Here is a 13137-nt window from a genome sequence, read left to right as displayed (position 1 = left end):
ACTTCATGACACGCCGCATAATGTAAAACCACTCTCGCTGTTACGGGTTAAAAATCAGACCAGTGTATTGAGCCAGTCGTGCACCGTATCCCATTGGAAATCCGGATCATCCTGCAACTGGCGGCGGCCAGCCAGGATCTTCTCCTGTTGCCACCGCTCCTGCTGTCCCTGTTCGCCACCCTGCCCCACATTGACCTCGACCCCGCCGGCATGATGGGGCGCCAGGCTCATGCGCAAGCGCTCCATCGACTGGATCATCGCATCGCGCACCGCCGGATTGGTCACGTTCAACTGGACATTGAGCCGGTCACCATCGAGCTTGACGGTCAACTCCAGTCGCCCGAGCTCTGGCGGGTCCAGTCGGATGTGAGCCTGTTTCACCTGTTGATTGACCTGCAGTTCAACCTTGTCCTGAAGCAGGCTAACCAGCAGCTGTCCCCACTGGCTCTGGTTGTCTGACAACCGGACAGGTGCCCATTGATAGTCGACCGGACGCAGCGGTGCAGCGGCGAGTTGTCCAACTGCCAGCTGGCGAGCATCTGGCAGCCTGTTTTCTACTGCAGAGGTATCAGGCACACTTCCCGGCTCCAAACCGGCGGCCATAACAGGCAAGCTGAAGCGGCCAGGTAATACACCGGACTGGCCATTTGATTTGGCAAGCAACGTAGAGAGCGCCTGTTCCGCAGCTGCAGAAACCGTTTCACGACGCGGCATCACCTCTTGCTCAGGCAGAGGGGTCGCAGCCCCCATCAACGCGCGAAGAGAGGGCGGCAATTTGTTATCCACTACCGCCTGCTGGCCACCGATGTTACTTTCTGCCCGGGAATAGCCACGGCTTAAATGAAAACCATCAAGATCGGCATCATTCACTCTGACAAAGAGAGGAGGCATATTGGTAAACGCTTGCAGCTGTTCAGCCGGGTCGCCCTCCGCCCCCGGCTGTTCGCTCTCTTTTTCTTCTACCGCAACATCACTGGCAACCAGCTCGGGCAAAGGCAATGCAACCAGAGGATCCACAGCCCCATCCAGCGGTTGATATAACCCCCCTTCACTGCCGGTTTGACCGGATAAACGGTTCAAGGCCGTTACATCCGGTGAATGCACAGCGTCAAAACCGCTAAATTGAATCAATCCCATTGCTGTGTCTCACCGTAGGCAGTCAAGCCTTCACGAATAGAAGAAAGCTGCTGCCACTCCTGTTTACGAATCAGGGTCTCCTGCTCGCAGAGTTGCAATGCTTGCCGATACAAAATTCGGGCTTTATCTCTTGCTGGTTGCAACGCAGTCCAGAGTTGGGGGTTCCGGCTAACTTGAGAGACAAATTGCGCGAAACGCCCATCCGTTAGCCTGACGGCATCCCACTGGCCAGCTTGTGCCTGTTGCAGCAGTAGCGTACCCAACCCCAATAACTGACGCTGGCGAGTCTGCAGTTCGGTCTCACGCAACACGGGAGCAATACCTGACATGACGAGCCCCAAAAAGAAGATGACCCAGCCCACAAGCAAGGAGTGGGCCAGACCGATAACCAAGAAATTTCAATATGTTGGAAGTGGGGAAGAACAGAGAGGAAGGAAGTGCAACTTCCGTATTAACGAGGATGACGCGCCATGGCTTCCCAACCCTCTTTCAGCTCTCGCAGGATTTTGCGCACTTCGGCGAACCCCTCAACATTGTTGGATACACTGATCTCAAACAACCTCTGGCCGCAGTAGTCATAGAGGTGATGTAGATTGGCAGCCAAATCCCCCCCCTTATCCATATCAAGTGCGCTATCCAGCCCACCAAGGATCTGCAGACACTTGTTGATGGCCAACCCTTTGCGCTCAAACTGTTTCGCCAAGATATGCCCTTCGGCTCTGGCTATCTCGTCAAGCAAGCCATCCATCAACATCAATACCAACTGATATGGATCGGCACTGGCTGCCTTGGCTTCTGTGGCAGCAAATCGATAGGCGTCGTAGCCATCTTCGGATTCAAACATGGGTCACTCGCTATTGCAGGTTCAAAACCAGTTCATCCAGGGAAAAAGCTTAGAGTGCTCCCATGGTCTGCGTCATCTGGTTCATGGTGGTGAATTGATTGAGGTAACGCTTGTAAACAGACTCCATCCGTTTATTCAGCGACTCCATTTTATCATCAAGTCGCTTTTGATTGGCTTCCAATGTGCTCTTGCGAGTGGCCATCACCCCGTTGCTCTTGGAGAAAGGGTCGAGCACCTTGCTCATCCGCTTGAGCAAACCGTCATCCCCCATCAGCGCCTTGCCCAGCAGTTCGGGATCCTTCTCGAGCGACTTTTTGAAATCCGAGTCACTAAACACCAGCTTGCCCGACTTCTCGGTTTTGATGCCAAGCTGAGTCAGGGTCATGCCAGCAGGAAGATTGCGAACCGCGTTGGCCAGCGCACCTTTCAAACCTCGCACCGTGGCATCAGAAGCCAGTACGCCTTTCGCCTTGATATCGGTGGATGTCTCTTTGTTCAACAGATCCAGCAACTCATTGTAACTATCAACAAATTTCTTCAATGAGCCGGTGACGGCTTCATTGTCATAAGCCACTGTCACCTGCATCGGGCCATCGGTTGGCTTTTGCACCTTGGTGAGATCCAGCGTCAGCCCTTCAACTACGTTTTCAATTTTGTTGGTCGGCGATTTGATCTCCAGCGCACCGTCGCCAACCCCCATCTTGATGATGGAGTCCTGACCCGGGGTGATCACCTTGCCATCGATAAATGCCTTGCCGAACGCAGAAGCCGGGTCGCCATCATAGGTGGGGGTAAACACCTTGGCTACTCCGCTCTCTTTGCTGGTCAGCACCAGGTTAACCTTGCCATCTGTGCGGATCAGGCTTGCCTTGACCCCAGGGTTATCCGCCGAATCATTTATCGCAGAAACCAGACTCTGGGCTGTCGCCCCCGCAGGCAAGGTCGCCAAGTCGATAGCAAACGCCTTGCCATCAAGGGTGAACGACACTTTGCCGGAGGTTGGCAATGGCGCCTTTTCATCTGCCAGTTGCACCCCGAACTGATGGGCCTGTGCCAGTTGCTTGACCTCAAAGTTATATTGCCCCGGGGTCGCCTTGCCATTGCTGGTGACCGTCATGATCCCCTCTTGTGAGAGGCTGGCTTTCTGGGCCTGCAAAGCCGCTGGCTTGTTCAGATCTTTCAGCAGAGTCTGAAAGCTGGAGAGTTTGGAGTTAATGGATGACAGCGAACTCTGCTGCGCCTTGACATTGGCTAGCTGCCCCTTAAGCAGCTTGTCCATGTTCTTGCGCTCATTGGTCACCATGTTCATCGCGGCTGAAGCGGGATCGACCTGCATATATCAACTCCTTCGGTATCAGGGCAAGACTTGCTTGTTGAAAAACACTGTTTCGCCAGCACTTTTCAACCGGCAAGGGGAAGAAAAGAGGCCGCCACACAGGTAGCGGCCCTTATAGCGATTAACGCAGCAGACCGGTGACCATACCAGTCATCTGGTTTGCCTGACCCAGCACAGACATGCCAGCTTGCATCAGCATCTGGTTCTTGGTCATGTTGGTGCTTTCGGTGGCGAAATCGGCATCCATGATACGACCCTTGGCGATATCGGTGTTCTCTTTCATGTTGGAGAGGTTGTTAACGGTATGCTCCAGACGGTTGATATTGGCACCGAAAGCGGAACGTACGCTGGTGATATCCTGCATAAAGGATTCCAGCTCACCGATAGCTTTTTGAGCGTGCTCTTGGCTCTTCAGACCATACTCCAGGGTCTTGGAATCCAAACCAGATCCTGCGGTCATGGCGCCTACAGTCGCCTTGTCAAAATTCTTCTGAGCAGTATCCAAATCGGTCTGCTTGGTGGTCAACGTGTTTGCCGCGGTGTCATACGCTGCCTTTTCTGTATTGTAAGTACCTAGTTTGGTTGCCTTGGCTGTAGCATCAGTCTCTGCCTCCCAAGCAGCCTTGGCTGCATCCATTGTAGTTTTTTTGGCATCCGCATCAGTTTTAGCGGTATCAACCGCGGTCTTGGCACCATCCAATGTGGTCTTCGGTGCAGTCAGCCCATCAACCAGCTTCTGGTCTTCAGCACTCAGGGTTGCGCCACCGACAACCTTCTTGAGGGTATCGCCGATAGCCAGGGTCAAACGCTCACTGTCGGAGCCACCAATCTGGAAGGTCACTTCACCCTTGGCGAACTTGCCGTTTTTGCTATCCAGCAAGTTTTCGCCACCGAAGGTGGTGTTGCTGGCGATGTTTTTCAGCTCTTTGGTCAACTCGCCGAATTCGGCGTTCATGGCGGCAATATCTTTATCGCTGCTGGTGCCGTTGGCGGCCTGGGTAGCCAGATCCTTCATGCGCTGAACGATATTGGTCATTTCGTCCATGGCACCTTCGGCAGTCTGCATCATGGAGATGGCATCCTGGGCGTTGCGCATACCGATCTTCTGGCTGTTGGACTGGGATTGCAGACGAGTAGCGATTTGCAGACCAGCGGCATCGTCAGCGGCAGAGTTGATGCGCAGACCGGTACCCAGACGCTGCATGGCAGTGCTGGCCAGCTTGTTGGTGGTGGTCAGTTGGTTCTGGGTAACCATGGATGCAAAGTTGGTATGAATTGACAGACTCATTTTCGTTTCCTCGAAATAGATGCTGCCACAGGCAGCGTTTGGGTTGACCCCAATGAAGAACGACCACGGCGTCGTGAAAATTAAATCTTTTTTTGCTGAACGGCAGTTTCTCTTGGCCCCCCGTTCGGATGCGAAGAGTGGGCCCGCGAGCAGACAGCGCCGTCACTGGCACAAGAGGGCATCACAGAGATAAAAAAACCGCACAAGTCAGCTTGTGCGGTTTTTTACGAGGAGACAGCTCAGCGCTATCAAGTGAGTAACGCAACCACCCCTTGCCGAGTGACATTGGCCTGCGCCAGCAGACCGGACATGGTGCCCATATAGCCGCCTTGTGAGAGGCGAGTTGCCAGAGAGGATTGCAACTGTGCCAGCTCCTCCTGTTTCAGGTTCTGACTGCGAGCCTTGACCTTGTCCAGTTGCAGCACCATCTTCTGGCGAAACTGTTTCAACTCCCGAACCGATTGCTCAATCTCGCCAAGTACTTTTTGCAGCCGCTGCCGCTCCTGACGGATCTCCCCTTTGGCAATCCCTTCGGCCATGTGAGTCAGCGCTCCGGCCCTGGGCTTGAACTGCACCGGGATCGGGTTGCCTGCCGGGATACGAATCCCCTCGCCCCGGATCAGCACCGGCTCATCCAGTTTTCGACGATGGGGTTCAGCGACAGAGAGCTCCAGCTTGCCCAACTCATTCAGCCGAGCCCGGATATGCTCTTTACGCAGCGCCCGATCGAGTATGGTTGCGACCTCCCCCTCTCGTGCTCCGGCGGGGATGGTCACCTCCACCGCACTACTGCTTTGAGGGAAAGAGAACACCAGTCGCTCAGTGCTATTTTTGGCGCTTAATAAATCCAGATGCTCGGCACTGAACCGGGTGCGCAGCTCCTGAGGTGACGCAAGAAGTCTGGGCTTGAGCTCGTCAGTCAAAGGGCCTCTCGGCAAAGTAACTTTCTCTTCCAGCATTTTTAAGCGGTTGGCAACGTCGCTGCTGGCCAGCTCACGCTGACCCAACTGGCGTTCCAGCCGCTTCAATTCGCCCCAAACCTGATTGAGTGCCTGTTCCCCACCCTGAGCATGGGCAATGCGCTGTTGCGCTGCGCCGATCAGGGCCCATCTATCCATCCGGATAATATTGGGGTGGCGCTCAGTCTGCTTGCGGTTTTCCGGAGTGTGAGCCTGTGCAGTTGCGCGGCCCTGCAACTTGGGCTTTGCCTGCGCCTCGGCAACGCCCCCAAGACGGGTTTGCTGGATCTGCATCATGACTCCTTCACTCGTTACGGCATGTAGTTGAACAGACTAAGGCCATTAACCTTGGCAAAAGCTTGCTGTTGCACCTGTAATGCCATCAGGACATGGGCCTGTCGGGTCGCGGCCTCGGCATAATCCAGCGACTCTATCTGGTTGCTCACTTCCTTGCTATAGACACCTTTCTCGGCATGGCTCTCGTCAATCTGATCCAGCAGATTGATCCGGGCACCAATCGTGCTCACCGCCTGGCTGATACTATCTTGCAGCGTCTGGCTGCGGCCGAGCATGGCTCGGGCTTGATCGACGGCGTCAGGTGCTGCGTCATTAATTGCCGTCACCATGCTATCGAGTCGTTTGAAAAAATCGTCAGGCTTCAGAAACAGCTGGTCAGCCGTCTGGTTCAAGCCCACAGTGACGCCGTTTGCAATACTGACCTCACGCACCAGATTGTCCCCCTGGTAGCTGTAGTCACCACTCGCCTGCTTTACCAATGCAGTCTGATCAACCTTGCTACCGGTAAAGAGGCTGGAGCCACTCTCGTTACGCGCATTGGCAAGATCCAGCAGACCATCCTTGATAATGGCGACCTCGCTGGCTACCGCTTTACGATCCGCATCCGACAAAGAGCCTGTTGCAGCTGTCTGGGTCAACTCCCGCAACCGCATCAGCATGTTGGTCATGGTTTCAAACTGCAGTTCCCCTTGAGAGAGTTGGCTCTTGGCGTTGGCAATATTTTTCTGGTACTGCGCCATTGCCACCTGCTCTTTCTGCAAGCCCAGCAGTTGCACACTACCAACAGGATCATCAGAGGGCTGAAGAATGCGTTTTTGCGTGGAGATTTGGCGATCAAGCCGGGCATATTCACCGAAGCCATGCTGCAAGTTGTCTAGCATGCTTAGCTGGATCTGGTTGGTACTGATGCGCATGGTCACCCTCCTCAGAACATATTCAGAATGGAATTGAAGAGTTGTTCCGAGGTGCTGATCACCTTGGCATTGGCCTGATAAGCCTTGGTGTAAGCCATCACTTTCACCCCTTCCTCATCGGTATTCACCCCGCTGACACTGCTCAGCTTGGCCGCCATCTGTTTTTCCATATTGGCATCGGCCTGCATGCTCGCTTTCGCCTGCCCGCTCTGCACCGCCATCTTGCCAAGCAGGGCACTATAGGCATCGTATTGGCCATTTTTTATCGTCAGCAGGTCCTGCAGGTTGCGGTTATCGCCCTTGCCACCACCGGCCTTGGCAAAAGCCAGGTCGTCTCCGGTAAAACCATCAGCCACCCGCAATGTTCCCAACGCATTGATGTAGTTACCATGGATATCTTTTGTTTCGTCAAAAGCGAATAGCCGTTTCCCGGTTACTCCATGAAGGTCAAAACCACCGGCCTGTTTATCATTGAAATCCTTTGCGAGCTTGCCCGCTATCTGATTCAGCGCCTCTCTGGTCGGCCGCAATACTGTGGTGCGATAATCCATCACCCCCGCCAGCGAACCACCGTGCAATTTAGGAACTTCAAACGTCTGACCACCGAAAGCGAGGCTGAGTTTATCGCCAGCAAGCGCGAGAGTACTGCTGCTTCCCCCCAACACCAGCGGCTGTCCTTGCGGCAGGCTGATCGCGAAAGCGCCGTCACTCTGACGATTAACCCGCACTTCCATATAGGTCGACAACTCACGAACAACCTGTTCGCGACTATCTTCCAGCGCTGAGGTATTGACGCCCTTGGCGGCTTGATCACCAATCTGGACATTCAATTCGGCCAGTTGTGACAGGTAGCTGTTCACTTGGGAAACAGTGCTGCTCAACTGATCGTCGATCTGTTTTTCCTGGGTGACCAGGCTCTCGTCCAGCTGGGTAAAGCGGTTGGCGAGCGCCCCAGCCGAGCTGACGATCTGGCTGCGCTGTGCCGGGGTTTCCGGACTGTCGAGCGCAGCACTGAGCGAGGCAAAAAAGCTGTCGAGCCCTTTTGCGATATTCATCGACTCACTGCCCAGCAACTGCTCTGTCGTATTGATGTACTGATGAAAGGCATAAGAAGAACCGGTGGCCGAACGGCTACGCCAGTGTTGAGCAACCAGATAGTCATCCGTTACCCTGCGTACCCCTGTCACCTCGACACCGGCACCATTATCCAACCGCCCGAAACCGGACAGACTGCCCATCATGGCTTCCTGACGGCTATACCCTATGGTATTAACGTTCGCGATATTCTGGGCGGTCAGGTTCAATGCAATCTGGGCTGCATTTAGTCCGCTGGCGCCGATATTGAGCAGTGACATCAGTCAACCTTCTTCATTTTTGCCGAGTTGAGAGGCTGGCTGAACGCAGCCAGGGTCTGCTGCTCTGAAGCGACCACCCCGTCCGGATTCTTTAATGACGGAGCTAGCTGGTTGACCATCTGCTCCCGCAGACCGATGCCACCTCGCTTAACCATGCTCATTGCCAACTGGCTGTCATACATATCACGATAGAGGGATTGCCCCTTGATAATCTTGTCGTCCTCATCCTGCAGGGCATCCGTCGCCGAGCGCATATGTTTGAGCACGGTTTGCAGAAAACTGACTTCAAACTGACCGGCTGCAGCATCCAGCGCGGCACGCTGATCCGGGTTGCTTTTGATTTGCTGCAATTCATTGAGATCCTGATAAAAACCGGGATCCGAGCTAATTCTGGTCATGATAGTCCTCAGATAACCACCAGCTCACCCTCAAGGGCACCAGCCTCATTGAGCGCTTGCAAGATGGCCATGACATCATCGGGTGTTGCCCCGAGTGAATTGACAGCCTTGACGATCACTTCCAAGGAAGTGCCATCCGGCCAGACAAACATGTTGTTACGTTCCCGATCGACCTGGATCTTGGAGTTGGGGGTCGTGGTGGTCTGCCCATTGGAGAAGGCGTTGGGCTGGCTGACAGTCTGACTCTCGCCAATGGTCACCGTCAGACTGCCATGACTGACGGCAGCCTTGTGAACCTTGACCCCTTGCCCCATCACCACAGTGCCGGTTCGACTGTTGAAGACCACCTTCGGCCGCTCCTGACCCGGATCCACCTTGATATCCTCCAGCAGGGCCATAAACGCGATGCGCTGGCTCTCGTCCCTGGGGGCTGCAACCTGAACCCGCCCGGCACTCACCGCTCGGGCAACCGGCCCCAGCTGATGGTTGATGGCTCGCTCCACATTGCGCGCGGTCTTGAAGTTGGGTTGATGCAGATTGAGGGTCACTTCCGGCTTTTCGGCAAAATTGCTGACCACCTCTCGTTCGATGGTGGCACCGTTGGGAATAATCCCGGCTGTCGGCACGTTAATCGTGACCGATGAACCTGATTGCCCTTCCGCTTTCACACCTGCGACAACCAGATTGCCCTGCGCCACGGCATAGACTTCACCGTCGATACCACGCAGGGGGGTCAGCAGCAGAGAACCACCGCGCAGACTCTTGGCATCACCAATGGAAGTCACGGTCACATCGAGCAACTGCCCCTTGCCAGCCAAGGCGGGTAGCGTGGCCTGAACCGAAACGGCTGCCACGTTCTTGAGCTTGGGATCGATATCGTCCGGTAACTGCACGCCAAACTGCTTGAGCATGTTGGCCATGGATTGGCCGGTAAATTTGACCTGGCTTTTGTCACCGGTCCCGGAGAGACCGACCACCAGACCATAACCCACCAGCTGGTTGGTTCTCAGCCCCTGCACATCGGCAATATCCAGCAAGGCTCGTTTGGCCGGTGCGGCAGCCTGACTAAACAAGGGCAAGCAGAGACACAGCAGGGCGATAAACCATCTGTTCATGTGATTCCTCAAAATGGCGCAAACGCCGAGCTAAAGAAGCGGCCCAGCCACCCCATCTGGTTACTGTCGGCGAGGGCACCACGACCGGCATAGGTGATGCGGGCATCGGCAATGCGCTGGGACGAGATACGGTTGCTCTGGTCAATATCTTCAACCCGAACCATGCCGCCCAAGCGGATATATTCATCCCCCTGATTGAGGCGGATCCACTTTTCACCGCGGATCCCCAACACTCCGTTGGGCATCACTTCCGCGACCGTCACAGTGATGGAACCTGCCAGGGTATTTTGCTGGCTGGAGGTCGCACCGCCATCAAAATCCCGATCAGCACTGAGGGTTGCCCCCCAGTCGGGGCGCAGTTTACCGCCAATAGAGGGGGCCGGCACATTCATGCTGCTGTTTTTGCTCATGCTGGTATTGGCTTTCTTGCTCGACTGGGTACGCTCTTCCAGCACCACGGTGAGAATGTCACCAACACGGTAAGCACGCCGATCCTGAAACAGGGTCATCATGTAGTTGCCACGATAGAGACCACCATCTTCGCCCTGCGCAGTCGCGGTCACCTTGGGACGGGATGGCGCCCATTTCTCGTCACCTGGCTCGGGCGCCTGCAGCTCATAGGTGGCACAGCCGCCCAACAGCAATACCAACCAGATATAACGCAGCATCGACTTCATCATTACAGTGCCTGAGTGACAAACTTGAGCATCTGGTCGGCGGAAGAGACCACCTTGGCATTCATCTCGTAAGCCCGCTGGGTCGTGATCATGTCGACCATCTCCTCGACCACGTTTACGTTGGAGCTCTCCAGCGTGAATTGCTTGACGGCCCCCATCGCCTCTTCACCCGGTACACCTTCAATGGGCTCACCGGACGCGCCGGTTGCACGGTAGAGGTTGCCACCGAGCGCTTCCAGACCGGCCGGGTTGGAGAAGTTGGTCAGGGTGATTCGGCCCAGCTCGACACTCTCTTGCTGACCGGGCAACGAGGCGCTGACAGTGCCGTCGGTACCAATGGAGATCTTGGTGGCGTTATCGGGGATCTGGATCTGCGGCACCATGGGCAAACCATCCGCGTTAACCAGCTGCCCCTCGGCATTGCGATGCCATTGACCATTACGGGTATAGGCCGTCTCGCCATCCGGGCGCTCAACCCCGAAGAAACCGGCACCGACCACCGCCATATCCAGCTCCTGATTGGTATTCTGGAATTGGCCGGAGGTGAAGACCTTTTGGGTACCCACCACCCGCACACCATTACCCATCTGAATACCTATAGGCGCCAAATTCTGCTGATCCTGCTGGGCACCCGGCTGGCGCTGCACCTGATAAAAGAGATCTTCAAACGCTACTCGATCGCGCTTGAAGCCGACCGTGTTCACGTTAGCCAGGTTGTTGGAGATACTGGACATCTTGGCATCTTGTGCCGACAGACCTGTTTTACTGACCCATAATGCTGCGTGCATTGTTATTCCACCTTGTTCATCAAGCCTCATCCACTGGGATGTGGCAAGGCATCGGGTATCTGCCCGATGCCGTCAAAATCAACCCTGACCGGAAATCAATTTGGCCCCTTGACGAGCCTGATCATCCGCCGCTTTCATCAACTTGACCTGCAGTTCGAAATTGCGGGTCAATGACATGCTGCTCACCAATTCATCCACGGCATTGACGTTGGCCCCTTCCAAAAAGCCGGATGCCATTACCACCTGCTCGCTACTTTCGGCATCCCCCCCCTGGCGCATCCGGAACAGGCCATCGTGGCCTTTTACCAGCTCAGCCGGATCAGGATTGACCAGCTTCAGGCGGCCAACATCGAGCCGGGCGCCACCACCCGGCGGAGTGATGCTCAGGGTGCCATCCTTGCCGAAACTGATGTCACGATAAGCGGGCAGCACCAGCTCGCCCCCCTCCCCCAGCACCGGCCGACCATTGAGGGTCAACAGCCCGTCGGCATCGGCCTCCAGATTACCAGCGCGGGTATAAGCCTCTTTGCCATCAGGCGTCTGCACCGCCAGAAAACCCTCGCCACGAATCGCCACATCCAGCTTGCGACCGGTCTGCATCAGAGGGCCAGCTTTGAAGTTGGTCCCGGCCATCTCTTCTCTGGCCATCACTCGGCTCTGGTAACCATCGCCCGTCAGGGCATAAGCCGAAACCCGCTCAAAGTCAGCCCGAAAACCGGCGGTATTGACGTTGGCCAGGTTATTGGCCCGGATTTGCTGGGCCATCAGGGTATGTTGCGCCCCGGACATGGCGGTGTAGATAAGCTTTTCCACGGGTTACCCTTAGAAGGAGTTGAACAGAACCTGGGTCATCTTGTCAGCGGAACTGATGGTCTTGGCGTTGGCCTGATAGTTACGCTGGGAAGTCATCAGGCTTACCAGTTCACCGGTCAGATCCACGTTGGAGCTCTCATAGGCCCCGGCGGTCAGCTTGCCCATGGTGCCGGTTCCCGGCGCCCCCAGTACCGGCTGGCCGGAACTGAACGACTGTTGCCAGGTGGTGTTGTTGGTCTGCAGCAGACCATTGGGATTGGTGAAGTTCGCCATCACGACCTGCCCCTGCAACAGGCTCTGACCGTTGGTAAAGGTGGCATAGACACCACCATCGGCATCAACCCGCACACCGGTCAGGTCACCTGCGGTATAACCATTGGACTGGTTGCGGGTAGCGTTGAAGTCAGAGGCATACTGGCTCACCTTGCTGATATCCACTGCCAGCGTGATATCTACAGCCCCTGGCGCATTAAGGGTCAACTTGGGCATTTTGTCAGCCGCAGGCGCATTCAATGTGCCGTTTTTGGTGAATTCCAGATCCGTTTTTGCAGCCAGATCACTACCATCGAGGGTGTAATGTACTGTCCACTTGTGCTCATCGGTCTTGACAAAATACTGGGTCAGGCTGTGCTCACTGCCGAGGGAGTCGTACACCTTGCTAGTCTGGGAGTAGTTATAGGTTTCCGAATTATCTTTGTTGAACACCTTGGTAATCTTGCTGGCATCCGCTTTTAGGTTCGCCACAAACTCCAGCTTGTCGGATGCCTTGGCTGGCAGGCTGCCCGCCTTGACCTGAATATCCCCGACCACACCGGATTGCAATTTGCCGGCGTCATCCGTGGTATAACCCTGCAGACGGGTACCACTCGCCGTGGTCAGGTAGTTACCGCTATCACGCTGGAACATGCCAGCTCTGGTGTAGGAGGTTTGTCCGCTGCCATCTTTCAGCACGAAGAAACCACTGCCAGAAATCGCCAGATCCAACCCGCGCCCGGTGCGCATCACATCACCGTTGCGATCAAAGTTCTGGGAGACGTTGTTCATCTCGACACCGCCAGCCTGACCACCACCATAGATGGCAGCAAACTCGGCACGGCTGGATTTGAAGCCTGCGGTACTGGCGTTAGCAACGTTGTTACTGATAACGCTCAATTCCTGGTTTACGGCACGCAGGCCGCTCAATCCGATACTGAAAGACACAGTGTCGCTCCTTTCT

At 55.4% G+C, this 13137-nt stretch carries 14 protein-coding genes; all 14 read right to left on the bottom strand.

Annotation, left to right across the window (positions count from 1 at the left end):
- Positions 1–54: 54 nt before the first annotated feature.
- The 14 genes from ACTG2T_RS11625 to flgEL all read right to left on the bottom strand — a co-directional run bounded on the left by ACTG2T_RS11625 (position 55) and on the right by flgEL (position 13121).
- The gene (locus ACTG2T_RS11625; RefSeq protein ID WP_439973789.1) at positions 55–1017 is read right to left on the bottom strand and encodes a flagellar hook-length control protein FliK; all 963 of its coding nucleotides are present in this window, start codon (positions 1015–1017) and stop codon (positions 55–57) included.
- A gap of 110 nt (positions 1018–1127) precedes the next feature.
- Positions 1128–1529: a LafX gene (locus ACTG2T_RS11620; protein ID WP_330124667.1), complete on the bottom strand. Its 402-nt coding sequence runs from the start codon at positions 1527–1529 to the stop codon at positions 1128–1130.
- A 59-nt stretch (positions 1530–1588) separates the two neighbouring features.
- Positions 1589–1981: a lateral flagellar export chaperone LafC gene (lafC, locus tag ACTG2T_RS11615; RefSeq protein WP_330124668.1), complete on the bottom strand. Its 393-nt coding sequence runs from the start codon at positions 1979–1981 to the stop codon at positions 1589–1591.
- A gap of 49 nt (positions 1982–2030) precedes the next feature.
- Positions 2031–3317: a lateral flagellar capping protein LafB gene (lafB, locus tag ACTG2T_RS11610; RefSeq protein WP_330124669.1), complete on the bottom strand. Its 1287-nt coding sequence runs from the start codon at positions 3315–3317 to the stop codon at positions 2031–2033.
- A 121-nt stretch (positions 3318–3438) separates the two neighbouring features.
- Entirely contained in the window at positions 3439–4605 is a 1167-nt protein-coding gene (locus ACTG2T_RS11605) for a flagellin N-terminal helical domain-containing protein (protein ID WP_330124670.1), read from the bottom strand.
- Positions 4606–4853: 248 nt separating this feature from the next.
- Complete coding sequence (locus ACTG2T_RS11600; protein WP_330124671.1) at positions 4854–5861, bottom strand: hypothetical protein; 1008 nt, start codon at positions 5859–5861, stop codon at positions 4854–4856.
- A gap of 14 nt (positions 5862–5875) precedes the next feature.
- Positions 5876–6775, bottom strand: a complete 900-nt coding sequence (lfgL, locus tag ACTG2T_RS11595) for a lateral flagellar hook-associated protein LfgL (protein ID WP_047438680.1) — start codon at positions 6773–6775, stop codon at positions 5876–5878.
- 11 nt (positions 6776–6786) lie between these two features.
- Positions 6787–8130, bottom strand: a complete 1344-nt coding sequence (gene lfgK, locus ACTG2T_RS11590; protein WP_047438681.1) for a lateral flagellar hook-associated protein LfgK — start codon at positions 8128–8130, stop codon at positions 6787–6789.
- Positions 8130–8528 carry a rod-binding protein gene (locus tag ACTG2T_RS11585; RefSeq protein ID WP_005336207.1) on the bottom strand — a complete coding sequence of 133 codons (399 nt, stop codon included), beginning with the start codon at positions 8526–8528 and terminating at the stop codon, positions 8130–8132. Before ACTG2T_RS11585 ends, lfgK begins: the two co-directional genes overlap by 1 nt.
- Positions 8529–8536: 8 nt before the next feature.
- Positions 8537–9643 (bottom strand): lateral flagellar basal body P-ring FlgIL, encoded by a 1107-nt coding sequence (fgIL, locus tag ACTG2T_RS11580; RefSeq protein WP_236768669.1) that lies wholly within the window; start codon positions 9641–9643, stop codon positions 8537–8539.
- An 8-nt stretch (positions 9644–9651) separates the two neighbouring features.
- Positions 9652–10323: a flagellar basal body L-ring protein FlgH gene (flgH, locus tag ACTG2T_RS11575; RefSeq protein WP_139400312.1), complete on the bottom strand. Its 672-nt coding sequence runs from the start codon at positions 10321–10323 to the stop codon at positions 9652–9654.
- Positions 10323–11108, bottom strand: coding sequence for a lateral flagellar basal-body rod protein LfgG (lfgG, locus tag ACTG2T_RS11570; RefSeq protein WP_111899830.1), 786 nt, complete (start codon positions 11106–11108; stop codon positions 10323–10325). The genes flgH and lfgG overlap by 1 nt, the downstream gene beginning before the upstream one ends.
- Before the next feature lie 78 nt (positions 11109–11186).
- Positions 11187–11921 carry a lateral flagellar basal-body rod protein LfgF gene (gene lfgF / locus ACTG2T_RS11565; protein WP_005336213.1) on the bottom strand — a complete coding sequence of 245 codons (735 nt, stop codon included), beginning with the start codon at positions 11919–11921 and terminating at the stop codon, positions 11187–11189.
- Positions 11922–11930: 9 nt separating this feature from the next.
- Positions 11931–13121: a lateral flagellar hook protein FlgEL gene (gene flgEL / locus ACTG2T_RS11560; protein ID WP_330124672.1), complete on the bottom strand. Its 1191-nt coding sequence runs from the start codon at positions 13119–13121 to the stop codon at positions 11931–11933.
- Positions 13122–13137 lie beyond the last annotated feature (16 nt).

Source organism: Aeromonas sp. 75A (genome assembly GCF_051919425.1).
GTDB classification, from domain to species: domain Bacteria; phylum Pseudomonadota; class Gammaproteobacteria; order Enterobacterales; family Aeromonadaceae; genus Aeromonas; species Aeromonas veronii.
Note: the sequence above shows the minus strand (reverse complement) of the source record. Positions and strands in the feature narration are given on the sequence as shown.

What these genes read in the sequence shown, in the direction of transcription:
- flgH (WP_139400312.1), bottom strand. Translation starts at nt 10,323, where the DNA reads ATGATGAAGTCGATGCTGCGTTATATCTGGTTGGTATTGCTGTTGGGC.
- lfgL (WP_047438680.1), bottom strand. Translation starts at nt 6,775, where the DNA reads ATGCGCATCAGTACCAACCAGATCCAGCTAAGCATGCTAGACAACTTG.
- ACTG2T_RS11600 (WP_330124671.1), bottom strand. Translation starts at nt 5,861, where the DNA reads ATGATGCAGATCCAGCAAACCCGTCTTGGGGGCGTTGCCGAGGCGCAG.
- ACTG2T_RS11605 (WP_330124670.1), bottom strand. Translation starts at nt 4,605, where the DNA reads ATGAGTCTGTCAATTCATACCAACTTTGCATCCATGGTTACCCAGAAC.
- lfgK (WP_047438681.1), bottom strand. Translation starts at nt 8,130, where the DNA reads ATGTCACTGCTCAATATCGGCGCCAGCGGACTAAATGCAGCCCAGATT.
- lfgG (WP_111899830.1), bottom strand. Translation starts at nt 11,108, where the DNA reads ATGCACGCAGCATTATGGGTCAGTAAAACAGGTCTGTCGGCACAAGAT.
- fgIL (WP_236768669.1), bottom strand. Translation starts at nt 9,643, where the DNA reads ATGAACAGATGGTTTATCGCCCTGCTGTGTCTCTGCTTGCCCTTGTTT.
- ACTG2T_RS11585 (WP_005336207.1), bottom strand. Translation starts at nt 8,528, where the DNA reads ATGACCAGAATTAGCTCGGATCCCGGTTTTTATCAGGATCTCAATGAA.
- lafB (WP_330124669.1), bottom strand. Translation starts at nt 3,317, where the DNA reads ATGCAGGTCGATCCCGCTTCAGCCGCGATGAACATGGTGACCAATGAG.
- lafC (WP_330124668.1), bottom strand. Translation starts at nt 1,981, where the DNA reads ATGTTTGAATCCGAAGATGGCTACGACGCCTATCGATTTGCTGCCACA.